The organism is Rhizobium sp. YJ-22 (genome assembly GCF_029601685.1).
In the GTDB taxonomy this organism is placed as follows: Bacteria; Pseudomonadota; Alphaproteobacteria; order Rhizobiales; family Rhizobiaceae; genus Metarhizobium.
In genome coordinates this window covers 346,755-366,879 of record NZ_JARRIR010000003.1, presented here as the reverse complement: position 1 = coordinate 366,879, position 20,125 = coordinate 346,755, and the positions used below count along the sequence as shown (strand labels likewise).

Below are 20,125 nucleotides of genomic sequence, written 5' to 3'. Positions count from 1 at the left end.
CTCACGCAGCCTCGTATCTGGACACCTGCGCCGGTGCCGCGTTCGACGTCGTTTCCAGATAGAAACGCAGGAGAAGGTTTTTGGCGACCAGCGCCCGGTAATCGGCGGTGGCGCGCATGTCGGTCAGCGGCGAGAAATCGTCCGCGTATTTTTCCATCGCCGCTTCCACCGTCGCTTCCGTCCAGGGCTGGCCGAGAAGAGCGGCCTCTACCGCCAAGGCCCGCTTCGGCGTCGCCGCCATGCCGCCATAGGCGATGCAGATCGAGGCGACCGTACCGTCTTCGGCCAGCGTCATGCGGAAAGCGCCGAGCGTCGCGGTAATGTCCTCGTCGCGGCGCTTGGTCACCTTGTAGACGGCGAAGTGTTCGTGGCTTTCCGGGATCGGGATATGCACGGCCTCGACGAATTCTCCGGGCTGGCGATCCTGCTTGCCATAGGCGATGAAGAAATCCTGCAGGGGGATGGTGCGCCGTGCCTTACCCTTGCGCAAGGTCAGCGTCGCGCCAAGAGCAATCAGGGCCGGCGGCGTGTCGCCGATGGGCGAGCCGTTGGCGATGTTGCCGCCGATGGTGCCCATGTTGCGCACCTGCTGGCCGCCGATGCGGGCGATCAGCGGGCCGAGCGCCGGGATATGCTGGCCCAGCGTGTCGATGGCCTCGGAATAGGTCACGCCGGCGCCGATGCTGACAGCGCCGTCTTTCACCGAAATGGATTTCAACTCGTCCAGCCCGGCGATGAAGATCACGGGCGAGATATCGCGCATATGCTTGGTGACCCACAACCCGACATCGGTGGAGCCGGCGACAAGGGTCGCGGCCGGCGAAGCCTCCAGCAGATCGGCGAAATCGTCGAGCCCGGCCGGCACCACGAGGCGGTGTTTGCCTGCGCCGATCTCGACACGGGCGCCATCCTTCAATGCCTTGAGACGGGCGATCATCGTCTCGCGCTCGGAAAGCAGCGGATCCTTCTCCGTACCGCCATAGCTGGAAATGGCCCGCGCTGCGCGCAGGATCGGTTCATAGCCGGTGCAACGACAGAGATTGCCCTGCAAGGCCGTCTCGATCTGCCGGTCGTCCGGGTTCGGCGTCTGCATCCAGAGCGCATAGAGCGACATGACGAAGCCCGGCGTGCAGAATCCGCATTGCGAGCCATGAAAATCCACCATCGCCTGCTGCACGGGATGCAGATGCCCGTCCTTCGCCGCCAGATGCTCGACCGTCACCACATGACAGCCATCCAGCGAGCCGAGGAACCGGATACAGGCATTGACGCCCTCATAGACGAGGCCGCCATCGGGCGTCAGGCGTCCGACAAGCACGGTGCAGGCGCCGCAATCACCCTCGGCGCAGCCTTCCTTGGTGCCCTTCAGCGCGCGTGCCAGGCGCAGCCAGTCGAGCAGCGTCTGGTCGGGCGCGACATCGGTCAGTGTGACGTCGCGGCCGTTGAGGATGAAACGAAGATGCGAGCGGACGGCGGCGTCTGCCATGGCTTAGCTCCCGCGATAGGTGGAATAGCTGTAGGGCGAGACGAGCAGCGGCACATGGTAATGCGCGCCCTCGTCGGCAAGGCCGAAACGGATCGGGATGACATCGAGGAACATCGGCCCCTCGCCAGTGCGGCCGAGATAATCGCCGGCATGGAAACGCAGCTCATAGGTGCCGGATTTCATCGTCTCACCGGACAGCAGCGGCGCATCGCAGCGGCCGTCGTCATTGGTCTCGACCGACTTGACCAGAAGCAGGGCATCGCCCTCGACCCGGTAGAGATCGACGCGCAGCCCCCCGGCCGGCTTGCCGAGCGCGGTATCGAGCACATGAGTCGTCAGCCGACCGCCCGTTTGCGATTGAGAATGCATGCGTTTTCCTCCCGAACGTAGCGCTCCTGCATCCACTATCCGCCACCCCCTTACCACTGAAAAGCCGCAGGTATCGTGGGAGACTTTCAAATTTTCCAAGGGGAATGGCGCGCGCGATTTATGGGTTAGAAATTTGCCATCGATCAGGTCTGGAGGAGCATTCCCATGCGATATTGCCGCGACATGCACGGCTATGGACAAACGCCGCCGAAGGCCGCCTGGCCGGGCGAGGCGCGCGTCGCCGTGCAATTCGTGCTGAACTACGAGGAGGGCGGCGAAAACTGCGTGCTGCATGGCGACGCGGCTTCGGAAGCCTTCCTCTCCGAAATCGTCGGTGCCGCGCAATGGCCGGGCCAGCGCCACTGGAACATGGAATCCATCTATGAATACGGCGCCCGCGCCGGCTTCTGGCGCCTGCACCGGCTGCTGACGGAAAAGGACGTGCCGGTCACCGTCTACGGCGTCGCCACCGCCCTGCAGCGTTCGCCCGCGCAAGTGGCGGCGATGATCGAGGCCGGCTGGGAAATCGCCTCGCACGGCCTGAAATGGGTCGAGCACAAGGACATGCCGGCCGAAGAGGAACGCGCCGCGATTGCCGAAGCGATCCGCCTGCACACGCTGGTGACCGGCGAACGCCCGCGCGGCTGGTATACCGGCCGCTGTTCGGTCAACACCGTCGATCTGGTGACGGAAGCCGGCGGCTTCGACTACATCTCCGACACCTATGCCGATGACCTGCCCTACTGGTATGAGCACAAGGGCAGGCAGCAGCTGATCATCCCCTATACGCTCGACGCCAACGACATGCGTTTCGCCACGCCGCAAGGCTTCAACAGCGGCGACCAGTTCTTCAGCTACCTCAAGGATTCCTTCGACGCGCTTTATGCCGAAGGCGAAGCCGGCAGCCCGAAGATGATGTCGATCGGCCTGCATTGCCGGTTGATCGGCCGCCCCGGCCGCGTCATGGCGCTGGCCCGCTTCATCGATTACATCCAGAGCCACGACAAGGTGTGGATCCCCCGCCGCGTCGATATCGCCGAGCATTGGGCGAAGACCCATCCGCCGCAGCCCTTGGCCGAGCGCCCGTCGCAAATGTCGGAAGAGACCTTCGTCGAGCGTTTCGGCGGTATCTTCGAGCATTCCGACTGGATCGCGCGGCGCGCCTTTGCCGGCGAGCTTTCGCCCGCGCATGATACGGCCATCGGCCTTGCGGCGGCGCTCACCTTCCAGTTCCGCGCCGCCAGCGACGAACAGCGCCTCGGCGTGCTCGTCGCCCACCCCGATCTCGCCGGCAAGCTGGCGGCGGCGAAACGCCTGACGGCAAGCTCCACCGAGGAACAGGCCTCCGCCGGCCTCGATGCGCTGACCGACGACGAACGGCGCCGCTTCACCGAACTCAACGAAAGCTATGTGAAGAAATTCGGCTTCCCGTTCATCATCGCCGTGCGCGACAATACCAAGGCCAGCATCCTCGCCGCCTTCGAGACCCGCATCGCCAACGACCGTGACACCGAATTCGCAACCGCCTGCAAGCAGGTCGAGCGCATCGCGTTGCTGCGGTTGAAAGCGCTGCTGCCGAACTGAGACCATAGATCCGGCCGGTGCCTGGGGGCCTCCCCTCCCCATCGCATCGGCCAACGCATCGAGCATCCGTCAAAAGCCGGATCGTCCGGCATTTTTTTTCAAGGGAGGAAGACATGAAGACCATCGAGATCAGGCCGCTGACCCGCGCAGCATTCGCGCCTTTCGGTCAGGTGATCGAGCAGGACGGCGCGCAGAATTTTCCGATCAATGCCGGCAAATGCACCCGCTACCACGACCTCGCCCGTATCGAGACGACAGGCGACAAAGCCAGGCCGATGATCAGCCTGCTGCGCGGCGAGCCCTATGCCCTGCCGCTGGAGCTGAAGATGGTCGAGCGCCATCCGCTCGGCAGCCAGGCCTTCATTCCGCTCGGCGACAGCGCCTTCCTCGTCGTCGTCGCCGAGGAGACCGAAAACGGCCCTGCCGACCCCATCGCCTTTCGCACCGCCCCCGGCCAGGGCGTCAACATCGCCCGCAACGTCTGGCATGGAATCCTCACCCCCCTCGACACCACCTCCGACTTCGCCGTCATCGACCGCGGCGGCGAGGGCGTGAACCTCGAAGAGCATTTTTACGCGGAATCGTTTCTGATCCGGTGAGGATTCTGGAGGAAAGAAACCGAACAAGGGCCGCGTCATCGACGCGGCCCTTATGCTTTTGGCAAGCCCTCTCCACAACCCCGACGTCATCCTCGGCCTCGTCCCGAGGATCTGCCTGCGCCTACCAAGCCATTGACGATAAAGAACATATCCGACGTGCTTAGATGCTCGGCACAAGGCCGAGCATGACGAAAGAGAGGTTTTCGGCTTTTTGTCAGCAGCCTGAGGGCCGCGCTCGTCACGCGGCCCTTTCCCATTCTCGATCCGAAACCCTTACTCCGCGAAGAACGCGAAGCGGATGACGAACAGGATGGCGACGATCAGGGTCGCCGGGTGAATCTGGCGCCATTTGCCGGTGAACAGCTTGAGCACGACATAGCTGACGAAACCGAAGGCGAGGCCGTTGGCGATCGAATAGGTGAAGGGCATGGCGAGCGCGGTGAGCGCGGCCGGCGCCGCATCCGTCAGGTCGTCCCAGTCGATTTCCGTCAGTTCGCGCATCATCAGGCCGGCGACGTAGAGCAGCGCCGGCGCGGTCGCATAGGTCGGCACGGAGCCGGCCAGCGGCGAGATGAACAGGGCGGCCAGGAACAGGATGGCGACGGTAAACGCGGTGAGCCCGGTGCGCCCGCCCGCCTGCACGCCGGAGGCGCTTTCGACATAGGCGGTGGTGCTGCTGGTGCCCATCAGCGAGCCGGCGACGATCGCCGCGCTATCGGCGAGCAAGGCCCGGCCCAGGCGGCTCTTTTCGCCCTCGCGGATCAGGTTGGCGCGCTTGGCGACGCCGATCAGCGTGCCGGTGGCGTCGAAGACCTCGACGAGCACGAAGACGAGGATGACATGCAGCAGGCCGCCATGCAGCGCGCCGACGATATCGAGTTGCAGGAAGGTCGGCATGATCGACGGCGGGGCCGAGACGACGCCGCGAAACTCGCTGACGCCGAAGATCCACGAGAGAACGGTGACGACGAGGATGCCGATCAGGATCGCCCCGCGGATGCGCAGCGAATCCATCACCGCGATGACCAGGAAACCGAGGATGGCGAGCAGCGTGCCGGTGGCCTTGAGGTCGCCGAGGCCGACCAGCGTCGCCGGATTGTCGACGACGATGCCGGCATTCTTCAGCGCGATGATGCCGAGGAACAGGCCGATGCCGGCGGCAATCGCGCTGCGCAGCGAATGAGGAATGCCGGCGATCAGCCAGCTTCTGACGCCCGTCACCGTCAGCAAAACGAAGATCATGCCGGAGATGAACACCGCGCCCAGCGCCTGCTGCCAGGTGAAGCCGAGCGCCGCGACGACGGTGAAGGCGAAGAAGGCGTTCAGCCCCATGCCCGGCGCCATGCCGATCGGCCAATTGGCCACAAGGCCCATGATCAGCGAGCCCAGCGCCGCCGCCAGACAGGTGGCGACGAAGACCGCATCCCGGTCCATGCCTGTCGTCGACAGGATGTCCGGATTGACGAAGATGATATAGGACATGGTGAGAAAGGTCGTCAGACCCGCCACCACTTCGGTACGCACGGACGTGCCGTGCTCACTCAGCCTGAAAAGCCGTTCAAACATAATTCCTCCCCTGGTCGGCCGTTTCATGAGGCCGCCCGCACGAATGACCGGCCCGCCGCTCCTCCAGCGATCGGTCCGTTCGCGGATGTTTCCGCCCCTGCCGGCGCCGGACCCGAAGGCCGCGACGCAATCACAGTTTCGTCATACTGCGCATTCCCGTCCTCGCGCGCCAGAGCACGATTGCCGTGGATTTGAGCGAAACTCTTTCACGATTCGCCGGCCGAGCTGCCCATCTCTATCGTGCGATAATCGAACAAAGTAGCGATATCGCACAAATTGATTGCGACCGGCATCGCTGCAAATTATCTCCTGTCTCGCAAGCGGCATGGATATTTTCCGCATGAGGGCGCGCAAACCGCTTCGCGCTTTTGCCGAAATGCTTTAAACATAAAGCATCACCCGGCCGCGCTGGGCGCCTGTGAGGAGACGATGATGACGGAAGCCTTTATCTGCGACTATATCCGCACGCCGATCGGCCGCTTCGGCGGCGCGCTGTCTTCGGTGCGCGCGGACGATCTCGCGGCTGTGCCGCTGAAGGCGCTGATGGCGCGCAATCCGAATGTCGACTGGGAAGCGGTCGACGACGCCATCCTCGGCTGCGCCAACCAGGCGGGCGAGGACAATCGCAACGTGGCGCGCATGGCCGTGCTGCTCGCCGGCCTGCCGATTGCCGTCTCCGGCACGACGATCAACCGGCTCTGCGGCTCCGGCATGGATGCCGTGATCGTCGCCGCCCGCGCCATCAAGGCGGGCGAGGCCGAGCTGATGATCGCTGGCGGCGTCGAGAGCATGAGCCGCGCCCCCTTCGTCATGCCCAAGGCCGAGACCGCCTTTTCCCGCGCCGCCGAAATCCACGACACCACCATCGGCTGGCGTTTCGTCAATCCGCTGATGAAGGCGCAATACGGCATCGATTCCATGCCGGAAACCGGCGAAAACGTTGCCGAGGACTATCATGTCAGCCGCGAGGACCAGGATCTGTTCGCCGTGCGCTCGCAGGCGAAGGCGGCAGCCGCGCAAGCCAACGGCCGGCTGGCGAAGGAAATCACCCCCGTGACCATCCCGCAGCGCAAGGGCGACGCCATTGTCGTCGAGCGCGACGAGCATCCGCGCGCCACCACCGTGGAGGCCTTGGCCAAGCTCGGCACGCCCTTCCGCAAGGGGGGCACGGTGACCGCCGGCAACGCCTCCGGCGTCAATGACGGCGCCGCCGGCCTGATCATCGCCTCGGAAGCAGCGGCGAAGAAGCATGGCCTCACCCCCATCGCCCGCATTCTCGGCGGCGCCACGGCGGGCGTTGCCCCGCGCATCATGGGCATCGGCCCGGCGCCGGCCTCGCAAAGGCTGATGGCCCGCCTGAACCTGACCCCGGCCGATTTCGACGTCATCGAGCTCAACGAAGCCTTCGCCTCGCAAGGGTTGGCGACGCTGCGCCTGCTCGGCATCGCCGACGACGACCCCCGCGTCAACATCAACGGCGGCGCCATCGCGCTCGGCCACCCGCTCGGCATGTCCGGCGCCCGCATCACCGGCACCGCCGCCCTGCAACTGGCCGAAACCGCCGGCCGCCGCTCGCTCTCGACCATGTGCATCGGCGTGGGTCAGGGCATTGCACTGGCGCTGGAACGGGTTTGATTGCAGGGTAATGCGTTGCGCGCCGATTGGCGCGCGACGGCCATGCCGCCGGCTTTTCGCCGGCCGCGCCCCATGCGATACTGCCTCCCGAAACGGGAGTTGCGCATGAGCAGGATGGCGGCATTGATGGCGAGGAGACGCGACATGCGGCGCGAAAATGCGTCCGCAGCCGTGTTTCACATTCTGCGTGATGCCGCCGCCAAGGGAATCGACATAAGCCTCGTCGGCTCGCTGGCGCGCGGCGATTTTCGCGCGCATTCGGATGTCGACCTTCTCGTCCGTGGCCCGCTGGATCCGAAGCGCCGCCTTCTCGTCGAGAGGCTTGTGGCCGACGGCATGCGCGGCTCGGATATTCCCTACGATCTCATCTTCGAGGCCGACCTGACCGAAGACCGCCTTCGGGAGCTCCTGAATGACATCGTTTAGCCTGCCGACCTTCTCACGGCTGACGCCAAAGATCCTCCGCGCCGAGCGCGAGCTGGCGCAGATGCAGCAGTTTTACGAGAAACAGGCGAAAGCGCTGGCGGATGGCGACTGTCTCCGCCGGCATCCATAGCGTCTACAACGGCATCGAGGACATGCTTCTCAGCCTCGCGCGGGACATCGACGACGCCGTGCCGACCGGCCCCTCCGCCCATCAGGACGTGCTGGACCAGATGGCGGCGGAGATTGCCGGAACGCGGCCGGCCCTGCTCGATCTCGATCTCTACGAGGCTCTGACGGAAATCAAGGGGTTCCGCCACCTCGTGCGGCACCGCTACGGTTTCGACCTCAAGCCGGAGAAAGTCGTCGAAAATCTTGCGCTTCTCCGCAAAACCTTTCCCGTCTTCCTCGCTGCGGTGACCGCGCTGGAAAAGACGATGAAAGGCGGGGACGATCACGACGGCGGAAACGGCAAGCCCGCAGGCTAGGATCGGATCGGGCGCGTCACCTCATACCAGACCTCGCCCTGCTCGCAGCCCGGAATCGGATCGGCCCATTCGCCATGCTCGGTGCGGGCGTATGTCATGCCGATCTTTTCCATCACCCGGCGCGAGCCGAGGTTCACCGCCATGGTGGTCGCCACGATCCTGTCATAGCCGGCGCATTCGAAGCCCCAGCCGACCAGCGCCGCCGCGCCTTCCGAGGCCAGCCCCCGCCCCCATTCCCCGCGCGCCAGGCGATAGCCGAGTTCGGCAAGCGTTTCGCTTTCCGGCCACAGGCAGAACCATCCGACGAAGGCGCCGTTGTCCGTCCGCCGCGCCGTCCAGACATGCGGTTCGTTTCCCTCGGGCATGAGAAAACTGGCGTCGGGGCCGGCCTTGGCGCGGTCGACCGGGTGGCCGCCATTGAGGAAGCGCATGACGTCCGGATCCTGCTCCAGCGCGATGAAATCGGCGCGGTCGGCCGGGCAGCAGGGGCTGAGCCTCAGATGTTTCGTCAACAAAACGGCCATAAGCGACCAGTCCTCCAGCGCTGCATTTCGGCACGAAGGTGGTACAGCACGGCTTATGCACGCACAAGCGGCCGCTCCCGATCCCGGCAAATTCCGGTCGTCTCCCATTAATCAATCCGTGCTATAAGCCGGTTCGGTTCCATCGGAACGCCCATGCCTTTCCGGGGAGATTTTTGCAGAATGCGGATCGGGACGATCACCAATCTGGCCTATGTCGCCACCGTGCTACTGACCATGCTGGCCGGCCTGTCCTTCATTCTCTCGGCGCATTCGGCGCTTCTGGAGCGCCGCGCCGTCGAGCAGCATCTGGCGCTCGGCGAACTGGTCGACGAACTCGATATCGGCGCGGAAAAGCGCACCGACGACATCCGCCTCTATTTCATGCGCGGCGCAGAGGATGAGCTGGCGGCGTTCTACGTCGACGAGAAGGACGAGCGCGGCTTCGAGGCGGCGGCACAGCGCGCCAGGACGCTCGGCGCCACCGAAGACGAGATCGCCGTCCTCACCCGCATCGTCAGCGAGGCCGAGGCGCTGGATAGGATCGAGCGCACGGCGATCGCCGATTATCGCGACGGACGACAGGAGGCGGCGCGCCAGGCCGTGTTCGGCCCCGCGCATGAGGCGGCCCATAAAGACCTGCTCGGCAGCGTCGACGAGGTGCAGCAGATGATGACGGCGCGCAGCGGTGAGGCGCTGTCGCGCGCAAAGGCGCGCAGCGATCTCTTCGACATCATCGCCAAATCCATGCTGGCGCTGACGGCGCTGGTCTTCCTCGGCGTACTCTATTTCGTGCTGAAGCGGCGCATCGCCACCCCGATCGTCGCCATGACCGGAATCATCAACCGGCTGGCGAAGCAGGATTTCGACGTCGAGGTGCCGCAGGTGGCGCGTCGCGACGAGATCGGCGAGATGACGGCGGCCATCGCCGTCTTCCGCGCCAACGGGCTGGAGCGCGAAAGGCTGGCGGCGGAGCTGCGCCGCGACCAGCGCATCAAGGATTTCATCCTGCAGATGATGCATCGCCTGCAGGCCTGCCAGACGCAGGACGAGATCGCCGATGTCGTCGCCCTGTTCATGCCCCAGACCTTTCCGGGCATGGCCGGCAGCCTCTATACCCATGACGAGGGGCACCGGTCTCTGGTGCCGCGCAGCAGCTGGAACGGACCGGAAACCACACCCGCGGCCTTCCCGGCCGAACAATGCTGGGCCTTGCGCCGCGGCCGGCCGCATCTCAGCGACAGCAACGACCACGACGTCGCCTGCCCGCATCTGGAAGAGACGCAGCGCCCGGCGCTGTGCGTGCCGCTGACGGCCCTCGGCGAAACCGTCGGCCTGCTGCATCTGGAAGCGGCCGAGCTCGACCGGCTGGAAGAGGCGCGGCTCTATCTGGAGCTGATCGCCGAAAATCTCGGGCTCGCCATCGCCAACCTGCAATTGCGCGAGCGGCTGACCGGCATGGCGATCCGCGACCCCTTGAGCGGCCTTCTCAACCGCCGCTCATTGGACGAGGCGATCAACCGCATCGCCAAGGCACCGGCCCCGCATGCCTGCCTGATGCTCGACATCGACCATTTCAAGCGCTTCAACGACGAATTCGGCCATGACGCCGGCGACGCCGTCATCCGCCATGTCGCCGATATCCTGCATTCGGCGCTGCCGGAGGCCGGCGAAGTCTTCCGCTTCGGCGGCGAGGAATTCACCATCCTGCTGGACGGTGTTGGCGAGGCCGAGGCCCTGCGCCTCGGCGAAACCCTCTGCGCCCAGATCGCCGCCGCCCCGCTGTCCGATCACGGCCGTTTCCTCGGCACGGTCACCGTCTCCGTCGGCGTCGCCGCAGCCCCCCAGGAGGGGCCGGTGGCGACGCTGCTCGCCCGCGCCGACACCGCCCTGCTCGCCGCGAAAACCGCCGGCCGCAACCGCGCCGTCGCCGTTTCGTCGCTGCGCGGGTTTCGCCCCGGCGCGGCGGCGGGGTAAGGACGGATTGTCAGTCATGGTCTCTCGGTGAAGACGCGACGATCCCCGCAATCACGGGAGTTTTCGCCCTTAGACCCAAAGGATGGCCTGAGTTTCCGCTACGGAAAAGACTCTACGCCAGGCCCGCCAGCCAGTCCCGCGCCAGCACCGCGTCTTCGGCGGCCAGCCCATGCCCGGCCTCGATGCGTTTCGCGGTGACCTCTGCGCCGCAGGCGGAAAGCCAGGCTTCCAGCCGCTCCGCCTCCGCCACGAAGGCATCCTGCGTGCCGGCGATGGACAAGACCGCCGTGCCGCCGAGATCGACCTCCGGCAGTTCCGAAAGCACCGGCATGGCGCGCAGCAGGATGGCGCGGCGGATGAGACCCGGATGCAGCGCCATCGCGGCCCCCAAAAAGTTCGCGCCGTTCGAGAGGCCGAGATAGGTGGTGTGCGCCGGATCGAGGCCGTAGCCGGTCCGCGCACCCTCGATAAAGGCTTCGAAGGCGTCCGCCTCGGCGCGGATATCGGGTTCGTCGAAACGATCAGGGCCAAAGCGACGGAACCAGCGGGCGACGCCCTCCTCATGGGCGCGGCCGCGCAGGCCCAGCAGCGTCGCCGATGGCGCGATGCGGTGGGCGAGCGGCATCAGGTCGGCCTCGTTGCCGCCGGTGCCATGCAGCAGCACCAGCGTCTCGTCTCCGGGGATTTCCGGCACATGGAAACGATGCACGAAGGGCAGGTCGCGGCGCGGCATGCGCGGCTCCCCGGGCAGGGAGAATTGCGGCATCAGCAGCTTCAGATCCTCGCCGCGGGCGGCATCGTGATCGGGCACGAACAGGATCTTGCCGAGTTGGCCGGGGGCCTCGTCGATGGCGAAGCCGGGGCCGTCGGTGGCATATTCGATCAGCGTGCCGCCGGGCTCGCGCACATAAAGCGAGGTGAAATATTTGCGGTCGTGGACATTGGTGGGCGAGGAGTTCAGCCGTGCGAAACCGCGCTCGGCCTCACGCACCGCCGCGACATCGGCGGCGCGGAAGGCGACGTGATCGGCCGTGCCGGTGCCCGGAATGCCCGGCACATAACCGGTCGCATCGCGCACATCGACGGCATCGGTCTGCGACAGCAGCCGCCGCACCGAGCCGGAGACCGGCCCCGGCCGATAGCCGAAGCGGGCGACGAAGGCCGCCGTCTCCTCCGGCGTCTCGGTCAGGATCGTCACGCCGCGCAGGCGCAGGATGGTCGGCTCCTCTCCGGGTGCCTCGACGCCGACCAGCTTGACGATGACGCCATCGGGATCCTTCAGCCGCAGCACCGGCTCGTCGAATTCGCGCAACGGTCCCTCGACGGCAAGTCCCCGCGACAGCGCCCGCGTCAGCCAGCCGCCGATCGAGCCACGCGGCACGGCAAGGGCGATTTCCGAAACCTGGCCGTTGCCCACCCGCCCGGCCGCGCCGTCTTCCCAGACGAGGAAGGTGATCAGCGTGCCGGGGGCGCCCTCGGCATTGCCATAGAACAGGTGAAGCTGCTCGCCATCCTCATAGCCACCGGTGCGCTTGACCAGATCGAGGCCGAGAAAGCCGAGATAGAAATCCACGTTCGCCTGCACGCGGGCGGTGATGAGAGTGACGTGGTGGATGCCGGTCGCGGCGCTGGCCAATGGCTTTTCTCCCGTCGTGATGCCGTTCGCGCCGGAAGCATTGCCGCTCCCTCGCCTTTACATGGGTTCGGACGGGAAACTGTTTCACACTTTTCCTGAAAATCCTCCAGCCCAAAACGACAATCGCCGCCTCCCTTTCACCGGCTTACCGTTCTTGGGTGAACGCGAAATCCGACCCGCGTGAAGATAACCGAGGTATAACAAGGCTTTATCAAACCCAATGGCGACCGTAACGCCAGCGGGGCGGTCTGGCGCGAAACGGCGTCCGATGCCCCGCGCGCCGCCGGCAATGACCGGCCAGCCATGCGAAAATCGCAGCCGGCCCGGCGACAGACGCCGCCAAACAGGCTATGGACAAGGCAGCCGGCCTTTTCCGTCCCCACCCGCGCGGACGTTTTGCGGGCGCGGCGAGACTGAGAGGGTTGATCATGTCCAAGAAGAGCTATTTCTCCGCCGTCGGGGGCCATCCGCCCCAGTCCGACCTGCTGACGGGACGCGCCGTCTTCACCGAGGCCTATGCCTTCATTCCGCAGGGCGTGATGAAGGATATCGTCACCAGCTTCCTGCCCTTCTGGGACAAGACGCGCTGCTGGGTGATCGCCCGGCCGCTCTCCGGTTTCGCCGAGACCTTTTCGCAATATATCATGGAAGTCGCCGCCGGCGGCGGCAGCGACAGGCCGGAGCCGGATGCGGGCGCAGAAGGCGTGCTGTTCATCGTCGACGGCGAGCTGCAACTGACGCTCGCCGGCAAGACCCACACCCTGACGCCGGGCGGCTATGCCTTCATCCCGCCGGGCGCCAGCTGGTCGGTGCGCAACACGTCGCAGGCCGATGTCCGCTTCCACTGGATCCGCAAGGCCTACCAGGCCGTCGACGGCCTCGACCATCCCGAGCCGCTGGTGCTGAACGAGAAGGATATCGAACCCGCCGCCATGCCCGGCACTGAGGGCCGCTGGGCGACGACCCGTTTCGTCGATCCGGGCGACCTGCGCCACGACATGCATGTGACCATCGTCACCCTCCTGCCCGGCGCCGTCATTCCCTTTGCCGAAACGCATGTGATGGAGCACGGTCTCTACGTGCTGCAGGGCAAGGCGGTCTATCGCCTCAACCAGGATTGGGTGGAAGTCGAGGCCGGCGATTTCATGTGGCTGCGCGCCTTCTGCCCGCAAGCCTGCTACGCCGGCGGCCCGGAACCCTTCCGCTACCTGCTCTACAAGGACGTCAACCGCCACATGCCGCTGCGCCTCGGCGGCGGGGCGCGGTAAGCGGCGGCGCAATCGCATTCCAGGCACGACGTTGCCGAGGACCCCTTCTCCCCTCGGGGGGAAGGGACCTTGGGGCGACGCCCTTGTTCCAGAAGCAACAGCCTTGCCAGTTGGCGGGAGTGACGTCACCTGCCCGGCACGCCGCCGACCTTGCCAAAATACGCATTTTGTGTATTTTACACAGAATAAAGGAGATCGGCATGGTGCAGGTTCTAAAAGTGTCGGCAACCGAGTTTGCCCGTGGCTTCGCGCGCTATCGCGAAGAGGCTTTTTCCACCGATGTCATCGAGGTCACCTCCCACGGCCGGGTGATCGGCGGGTATCTCGGCGCCAAGGAGTTGGAGCATTACCAGCGCCTCAAGCAGAGGGAGCGCGAGGTTTTCCGCGCCGTCGATTTCGACGCGGAGATGCTGGCCGAACTCGAAGGCGCTGAATATGGCGTCGTCGGCAAGTGAAGCTTCCCGATCCGGTTCCGGGTCTGGTGATCCGCTACAATTACCTCTGGTGTGACGACAGGCTGAAGGGTTTTTCCGAAGGCAGCAAGGACAGGCCCTGCGCCATCGTCATCGCCTCCCGGCAAACCGGGCTGGTCACCGTCGTCCCGATCACCCATTCCTATCCCGAGCCGGGCGAAGAGGCGCTTTCCATGGAAATCCCCGCCGAGATCGCCCTTGACGACGGCGTGAACTACGTCAAGCTGGAGGTCAACCGGTTTCAATGGCCGGGAGATCACCTGCGTCCCTTGCCGAACGATCCCGGCAGGGTTGACTACGGCATGATCCCCAAGGAGTTCTTCGACGCGCTTCGCAAACGCCTCGCCGACGAAGTAAGGTCGCATCTGCTTCGCCAAACCAACCGGTAGATAGCCATTCAGGAAAGACAGGAACAATGACGCAAGACCAGATTTCCGGGCGGGGGTGGGCGGATCAGGCGGTGGCGCTGATCGAGGCGGACCAGCGGCGGTCGGCGGATACGCATCTGCTCAAGCTCGAAACCGGGTTTCGCGGCGTCGATCTCTATCTCAAGGACGAATCCACCCATCCGACCGGCAGCCTGAAGCACCGGCTGGCGCGCTCGCTGTTCCTCTATGCGCTGGTCAATCGAAAAATCCGCGAGGGCGTTGCGGTGGTCGAGGCGTCGTCGGGCTCGACGGCCGTGTCGGAAGCCTATTTCGCGCGGATGATCGGCGTGCCCTTCTATGCGGTGATGCCGAAAAGCACGTCCGCCGAAAAGATCGCGACCATCGAGCATTATGGCGGCCGCTGCCATTTCGTCGCGCCGGGCGTCTCGCTCTACGAGGAGGCGGCGCGGCTGGCCGAGTCGCTGGGCGGCCATTACATCGACCAGTTCACCCATGCCGAACGCGCCACCGACTGGCGCGGCAACAACAATATCGCCGAATCGATCTTCGACCAGCTGGCACGCGAGCAGCATCCCGTGCCGCGCTGGATCGTGATGAGCGCCGGCACCGGCGGCACGACCGCGACCATCGGCCGCTATATCCGCTACAAGCGGCTGGCGACGCGCCTGCTCGGCGTCGATCCCGAATTCTCCGCCTTTTTCGACGGTTATGCCGGCAACGACCGCGCCGCGACCTGCGAAAAGCCGTCGCGCATCGAAGGCATCGGCAGGCCGCGCGTCGAGCCGTCCTTCATCCCGGAAGTGATCGACGAAATGGTGCGCGTGCCGGACAAGGCGGCGCTTGGCGCCATGCGGGCGCTGTCGCATCACCTGGGACGCCGCGTCGGCGGCTCCACCGGCTCGAACATGTTCGCTTTGTGCTGGAAGGCGGCCGAGATGATCCGCAACGGCGAGCAGGGTTCGCTGGTATCGCTGATCTGCGATTCCGGCGAGCGCTATTCGCGCACCTATTATGCGCAAGGCTGGCTTGCCGATTGCGGCCTCGACTGCGCGCAGTCGGAGGCCGATATCGAAGCGTTTTTCGCCACCGGCATTCTGGAAACGCCGCTGCAATCGGCCCGCCAGGACTGAGGCAGACCGTTATCGACTTCAGTTGAACAGGCTGCGGGCGACGCAGTGCGACTTCTGCCCGAAACCGCTCGGCGAGCAGATATACGGGCCGCGGCCATAGGCGGCGACTTCGGTGACATTGGCCATCTTCACCTCGAAGGTGCGGGCCTTCGGCTCCGGCCTGGCGGCCGCGATCTTCGGTGCGGCGACGCGCGGCTGCTTGGCGGCGGCGACCTTATGGATCGGCTTGTGGACCTGCGGCCTGGCCATGGCGGTCGCGGCCGGGCGCTCGGACAGCATGTTGTCGAGCGAACAGGAGGTTAGCAGCGCCGAGACGGCGAGCACGCCGGCGGCGGCAAGAACGCGGCGATACCCCCACGATCCGGCGGCGCCGGATCTTGCGAATTTGGAAGACATGAAAGCCCCTTCGATGGTTGCCTTGACAATCGCCAAAGCCCCCGCGCACGCCGGACCGGACATGCGAGGACGCCATGACGATCGGAATCTGCGGTACGCAGCCGCAAGCCCCTCGGCCTCGCGGAACAGAACACCAGACTCGCACGAACAGATTAAGGAAGCGCTACACGACACGGGAAGGCGCTTGCAGGCCATCAGCGCGCCGCCAGCATTCCTGTCTCGGAATGGGCCAAGCCGATTTGCCCAGGTTCAAGCCCTGCATAGCGAAGCGAAATGCGTCGCACAATCCATTTTCGGCGAAAACCGCTGCGACGCGCGGCGTGTGTTGCAGGATTGCGGCACAATTTTCGCGGCGCGGCGCCGCGCCAGCAGATGCAAACGTGCGAGAGCGGAAGAAATCAGCGCGTCGCCTCCACCCGGCCTTTTCGCGCCGCCAGCACGTCGTCGAGCCAGTCGGGACGCATTTCCGGCACGGAATCGAGCAGCAATTCCGTATAGGGGTGATAGGGCGGCGAAAACACCTCCGCCGTCTTGCCATAGGCCACCACCTTGCCCTTGCGCATCACCGCCACCGTGTTGGCGACGCGGCGCACGGTGGAGAGGTCATGGGTGATGAACAGGTAGGCCAGCCCCAGCCGCTCCTGCAGCCGGCGCAAAAGAGCCAAGATTTCCTCCGCCACCAGCGGATCGAGCGCCGAGGTCACCTCGTCGCAGATGATCAGGTCCGGTTCGGCCGCCAGTGCTCTTGCGATGCAGACGCGCTGCTTCTGGCCGCCGGAAAGCTCCGTCGGCCGCCGGTCGATGAAATGCTCCGGCAACTCGATCTGGCGCAGCAGTTCGAGCACGCGGGCCCGCACCTCGGCCTTGGACTTACCGAGATAGAACTCGACGGGACGGCCGATGATTTCCAGCAGCGTATGTTTTGGATTCAGCGCCATATCCGGCATCTGGTAGATCATCTGGATGCGGCGCAATTCCTCGCGCGAGCGTTCCCGTAAACCCGGCGACAACTCCCTGCCCTGAAACACCAGCCTGCCGCTTTCGCGCGGCAGCAGGCCGACGATGACGCGGGCGAGCGTGCTTTTTCCCGAGCCGGATTCGCCGACGATCGCCAGCGTATCGCCGCGCGCCATCGACAGGCTGACCGTATCGACCACGCGCGGCAGCGCGGCATAGCTGGCGGTGACGGCGTCGAGCGTCAGCACCGCCTCGCGGCCCCCCTCCCCTTCGGAAACGAAGGCATCGGCGGTCGCCGCCTCGCGTTCGGCGACGAGACGGCGGGTATAGTCTTCCTTCGGCGCGGTCAGGATATCCTGCGCCGCCCCCATCTCCACCATCTTGCCGTGGCGCAGCACGAGGATGCGGTCGGCGATCTGGGCGACGACGGCGAGATCGTGGGTGATGTAAAGTGCGGCCGTGCCGCGTTCGCGGATCAGCTTGCGAAACAGCGAGAGCACTTCTACCTGGGTGGTGACGTCGAGCGCCGTGGTCGGCTCGTCGAAGACCAGCAGGTCGGGCTCGGCGATCATCGCCATCGCCGCCATGGCGCGCTGCAACTGGCCGCCGGAGACCTGATGCGGATAGCGCTCGCCGAAATGCTCCGGGTCCGGCAGTTCGAGCGCCTTGAACAACTCCACCGCCTTGGCGGAAGCGTCCGCCCTGCCGAGCAGATGATGGCGCACCGCCACCTCGCAGACCTGTTTTCCGATGGTCAGCGCCGGATTGAAGGAGGCGGCCGCACTTTGGGCGATATAGGCGATGCGCACGCCGCGCAGCGCCCGGTTTCCGGCTTCGGAGAGTTCGAGGATATTCTCGCCGTCGAAGACGATGCGGCCGCCGGTGATGGCGCAGCCGCCGCGCGTATAATTCATGCTCGACAGGCCGATGGTGGATTTGCCGGCCCCGGATTCGCCGATCAGGCCGAGCACCTCGCCGCGCCGCAGCGAGAAGCTGACATTATCGACCAGCACCGTCTTGCCGCCGGCCTGAGAGGCCGCCTCGATGCGCAGGTTTTCGACATTGAGCAGGGTTTGCGTGTTCGTCATGGAAATCACCGCCTTACCGTGTTGATCGACAGCAGCCAGTCGACCAGCATGTTGATGCCGATGGTGAGCGCCGCGATGGCGCCGGCCGGATAGAAGACGGCGGGCACGCCGAGCATGATCAGCGCCGAATAATCCTTGACCATGCTGCCCCAGTCGGCATTCGGCGGCTGGATGCCGAGGCCCAAAAAGCTGAGCGCCGAGATGAACAGGAAGGTGAAGCAGAAGCGCAGACCGAATTCGGCCACCAGCGGCGGCACGGCATTGGGCAGGATTTCGCGGCGCACGATCCACCACAGGCCCTCGCCGCGCAGCCGCGCCACCTCGACATAATCCAGCGCCTCGATATCCATGGCGAGCGCCCGGGCGACGCGGAAGATACGCGTCGCATCGAGCACCGAGATGGTGACGATCAGCACGATGAGATCGGTGCCGAGCACCGAGAGCACCACCATGGCGAAGATCAGCGCCGGCATCGAGAGCAGCAGGTCGACGATGCGCGACAGCACCATGTCGGCCGCCTTGCCGAGCACGGCGGCGGCAAAACCGCCGAACACGCCCATGGAGAAGGACAAAGTCGTGATCAGCAGCGACAGGCCGATGGAGAGCCGCGCGCCATAGAGCAGGCGCGAAAGGATGTCGCGGCCGAGATTGTCGAGGCCGAACCAGTGTTCGGCGCTCGATCCCGCCCAGGCGCGGCCGACGACCTCGGCCTCCGGGTAAGGCGCGATGACCGGCACGAAGATCGCCGCCAGCAGGTTGACGATGACGATGGCGAGGCCGATCTGCGCCCTCAGCGGCATTTTGCGTCCGAAAAGCTGCATGGCGATCACCTCGGATGGCGCAGGCGCGGATTGCTGACGAGCGCCAGGATATCCGCGACCATGTTGAGCGTGATGAAGGCGGCGGCGAAGATCAGGCCGCAGGCCTGCACCACCGGCACGTCACGCTTGGAAACCGCATCGACCATGGACTGGCCGAGGCCGGGATAGACGAAGACCACCTCGATGACCACGACGCCGACGATGAGATAGGCAAGGTTGAGGGCCACGACGTTGATGATCGGCGCCAGCGCGTTCGGCAGCGCATGTTCGACCACCACCCGCCATTTCGGCAGGCCCTTCAAAAAGGCCATCTCGATATAGGGGCTCGCCATCACCGCCAGCACCGAGGCGCGGGTCATGCGCATCATATGGGCGATGATCACCAGCACCAGCGACAGCATCGGCAGGAAGGAGAGATAGAGCCGGCCGAAAAAGCCGGTCTCGGGCGCGACATTGGCGAGCACCGGAAACCAGCCGAGATAAAGCGCCACCCATTTGATCAGCAGGTAGCCGAGGAAATATTCCGGCAGGGAGATGGCAAACAGCGTCGCCGCATTGGCGATATGATCGAAGGCGCGGCCCTGGAAGGCGGCGGTGAGCACGCCGAGCACGAGCGCCAGCGGCACCGCGATCAGCGCCGCATAGACCGCCAGGAACAGGGTGTTGTAAAGGCGCGGCGCCAGCTCCTGGGCGACATCGCGCTGGTTGACCAGCGACTTGCCGAAATCCCCTTGCGCGGCATTGCCGAGCCATTCTACGTAACGCTCCACCGCCGGGCGGTCGAGGCCCAGTTCGTGGCGCATGGCGGCGACGTTTTCGGGCGTGGCATTGTTCTGCAATACCGCCTGCGCGAGGTCGCCTGGCAGGATCTGCGTGCCGGCGAAGATCAGCACCGAGGCGGCCCACAGGGTCATCACCCCCAGCGCCGCCCGCCTCAACACGAGTTTAAGCAAGTGTCCCCCAATTCGGCGGTTTCGCCGTTTTTGCACGGCTCGACGCCGGTTTAGTCATTTCATCGCCTACTCGAAAGCGGTTTTGGCTTTTGCAGTTTCAACAGACGGCGGGTTTTTCACGGCAATCCTGCTGCGCTTTCCCCTCATCCCGCTGACGGGGAGAAGGAGCTTTGCTCGCCCACGGCCCTTGTTGGAGAAGCCATCGCCCCGGCCCTTCTCCCCTCGGGAGAGAAGGTCGCGGCAGCGGGATGAGGGGGATGCCGAAGGCACATAGGGATGAGGGTATTCGGCTCCGCCGTCCCCCTCATCCGGCCCTTCGGGCCACCTTCTCCCCCGAGGGGAGAAGGATCTTCGGCACCCCTCCTG

20 protein-coding genes are annotated in these 20,125 nt (G+C 65.2%); 11 read left to right on the top strand and 9 right to left on the bottom strand.

Annotation, left to right across the window (positions count from 1 at the left end):
* Nucleotide 1: 1 nt before the first annotated feature.
* Complete coding sequence (gene xdhA / locus P7F60_RS09725) at nt 2-1,486, bottom strand: xanthine dehydrogenase small subunit (protein ID WP_277917535.1); 1,485 nt, start codon at nt 1,484-1,486, stop codon at nt 2-4.
* Between the two features lie 3 nt (nt 1,487-1,489).
* On the bottom strand, nt 1,490-1,855 hold the full coding sequence (gene uraH, locus P7F60_RS09720; protein ID WP_277917534.1) for a hydroxyisourate hydrolase: 366 nt from the start codon (nt 1,853-1,855) through the stop codon (nt 1,490-1,492).
* Nucleotides 1,856-2,020: 165 nt separating this feature from the next.
* On the opposite strand from uraH, the gene puuE reads away from it, so the two are divergent.
* Complete coding sequence (gene puuE / locus P7F60_RS09715) at nt 2,021-3,439, top strand: allantoinase PuuE (RefSeq protein ID WP_277917533.1); 1,419 nt, start codon at nt 2,021-2,023, stop codon at nt 3,437-3,439.
* Between the two features lie 113 nt (nt 3,440-3,552).
* Nucleotides 3,553-4,038: an ureidoglycolate lyase gene (locus P7F60_RS09710; protein WP_277917532.1), complete on the top strand. Its 486-nt coding sequence runs from the start codon at nt 3,553-3,555 to the stop codon at nt 4,036-4,038.
* A gap of 273 nt (nt 4,039-4,311) precedes the next feature.
* Here P7F60_RS09710 and P7F60_RS09705 read toward each other — a convergent pair whose 3' ends face one another.
* A complete protein-coding gene (locus P7F60_RS09705) occupies nt 4,312-5,604 on the bottom strand; it encodes an NCS2 family permease (RefSeq protein WP_277917531.1) in 1,293 nt (430 codons plus the stop codon).
* Nucleotides 5,605-6,036: 432 nt separating this feature from the next.
* On the opposite strand from P7F60_RS09705, the gene pcaF reads away from it, so the two are divergent.
* The 4 genes from pcaF to P7F60_RS09685 all read left to right on the top strand — a co-directional run bounded on the left by pcaF (nt 6,037) and on the right by P7F60_RS09685 (nt 8,150).
* Nucleotides 6,037-7,239: a 3-oxoadipyl-CoA thiolase gene (gene pcaF / locus P7F60_RS09700; RefSeq protein WP_277917530.1), complete on the top strand. Its 1,203-nt coding sequence runs from the start codon at nt 6,037-6,039 to the stop codon at nt 7,237-7,239.
* A 144-nt stretch (nt 7,240-7,383) separates the two neighbouring features.
* Entirely contained in the window at nt 7,384-7,665 is a 282-nt protein-coding gene (locus P7F60_RS09695) for a nucleotidyltransferase domain-containing protein (RefSeq protein ID WP_277917529.1), read from the top strand.
* Nucleotides 7,652-7,795 (top strand): hypothetical protein, encoded by a 144-nt coding sequence (locus P7F60_RS09690; protein WP_277917528.1) that lies wholly within the window; start codon nt 7,652-7,654, stop codon nt 7,793-7,795. The genes P7F60_RS09695 and P7F60_RS09690 overlap by 14 nt, the downstream gene beginning before the upstream one ends.
* Entirely contained in the window at nt 7,767-8,150 is a 384-nt protein-coding gene (locus P7F60_RS09685) for a hypothetical protein (RefSeq protein WP_277917527.1), read from the top strand. The genes P7F60_RS09690 and P7F60_RS09685 overlap by 29 nt, the downstream gene beginning before the upstream one ends.
* On the opposite strand, the gene P7F60_RS09680 is transcribed toward P7F60_RS09685, so the two are convergent.
* Entirely contained in the window at nt 8,147-8,674 is a 528-nt protein-coding gene (locus P7F60_RS09680; RefSeq protein WP_277917526.1) for a GNAT family N-acetyltransferase, read from the bottom strand. The genes P7F60_RS09685 and P7F60_RS09680 overlap by 4 nt on opposite strands.
* A gap of 180 nt (nt 8,675-8,854) precedes the next feature.
* On the opposite strand from P7F60_RS09680, the gene P7F60_RS09675 reads away from it, so the two are divergent.
* Complete coding sequence (locus tag P7F60_RS09675; protein ID WP_277917525.1) at nt 8,855-10,648, top strand: diguanylate cyclase; 1,794 nt, start codon at nt 8,855-8,857, stop codon at nt 10,646-10,648.
* A 112-nt stretch (nt 10,649-10,760) separates the two neighbouring features.
* Here the strand turns inward: P7F60_RS09675 and P7F60_RS09670 are convergent, their stop codons facing one another.
* Nucleotides 10,761-12,284 carry a VOC family protein gene (locus P7F60_RS09670; protein WP_277917524.1) on the bottom strand — a complete coding sequence of 508 codons (1,524 nt, stop codon included), beginning with the start codon at nt 12,282-12,284 and terminating at the stop codon, nt 10,761-10,763.
* Between the two features lie 428 nt (nt 12,285-12,712).
* Here P7F60_RS09670 and P7F60_RS09665 point away from each other — a divergent pair, with 428 nt between their 5' ends.
* The 4 genes from P7F60_RS09665 to P7F60_RS09650 all read left to right on the top strand — a co-directional run bounded on the left by P7F60_RS09665 (nt 12,713) and on the right by P7F60_RS09650 (nt 15,544).
* Nucleotides 12,713-13,552 (top strand): bifunctional allantoicase/(S)-ureidoglycine aminohydrolase, encoded by an 840-nt coding sequence (locus tag P7F60_RS09665; RefSeq protein ID WP_277917523.1) that lies wholly within the window; start codon nt 12,713-12,715, stop codon nt 13,550-13,552.
* 200 nt (nt 13,553-13,752) lie between these two features.
* Nucleotides 13,753-14,007, top strand: coding sequence for a hypothetical protein (locus tag P7F60_RS09660; protein WP_277917522.1), 255 nt, complete (start codon nt 13,753-13,755; stop codon nt 14,005-14,007).
* Nucleotides 14,004-14,414, top strand: coding sequence for a hypothetical protein (locus P7F60_RS09655; RefSeq protein ID WP_277917521.1), 411 nt, complete (start codon nt 14,004-14,006; stop codon nt 14,412-14,414). The genes P7F60_RS09660 and P7F60_RS09655 overlap by 4 nt, the downstream gene beginning before the upstream one ends.
* 26 nt (nt 14,415-14,440) lie before the next feature.
* Complete coding sequence (locus P7F60_RS09650; RefSeq protein WP_277917520.1) at nt 14,441-15,544, top strand: PLP-dependent cysteine synthase family protein; 1,104 nt, start codon at nt 14,441-14,443, stop codon at nt 15,542-15,544.
* An 18-nt stretch (nt 15,545-15,562) separates the two neighbouring features.
* On the opposite strand, the gene P7F60_RS09645 is transcribed toward P7F60_RS09650, so the two are convergent.
* The 4 genes from P7F60_RS09645 to P7F60_RS09630 form a co-directional block, all read right to left on the bottom strand.
* Complete coding sequence (locus P7F60_RS09645) at nt 15,563-15,940, bottom strand: hypothetical protein (protein WP_277917519.1); 378 nt, start codon at nt 15,938-15,940, stop codon at nt 15,563-15,565.
* Between the two features lie 398 nt (nt 15,941-16,338).
* The gene (locus P7F60_RS09640) at nt 16,339-17,985 is read right to left on the bottom strand and encodes an ABC transporter ATP-binding protein (protein ID WP_277917518.1); all 1,647 of its coding nucleotides are present in this window, start codon (nt 17,983-17,985) and stop codon (nt 16,339-16,341) included.
* Nucleotides 17,986-17,990: 5 nt separating this feature from the next.
* On the bottom strand, nt 17,991-18,806 hold the full coding sequence (locus P7F60_RS09635; protein WP_277917517.1) for an ABC transporter permease: 816 nt from the start codon (nt 18,804-18,806) through the stop codon (nt 17,991-17,993).
* A 5-nt stretch (nt 18,807-18,811) separates the two neighbouring features.
* Nucleotides 18,812-19,759, bottom strand: coding sequence for an ABC transporter permease (locus tag P7F60_RS09630; protein ID WP_347276859.1), 948 nt, complete (start codon nt 19,757-19,759; stop codon nt 18,812-18,814).
* Nucleotides 19,760-20,125 lie beyond the last annotated feature (366 nt).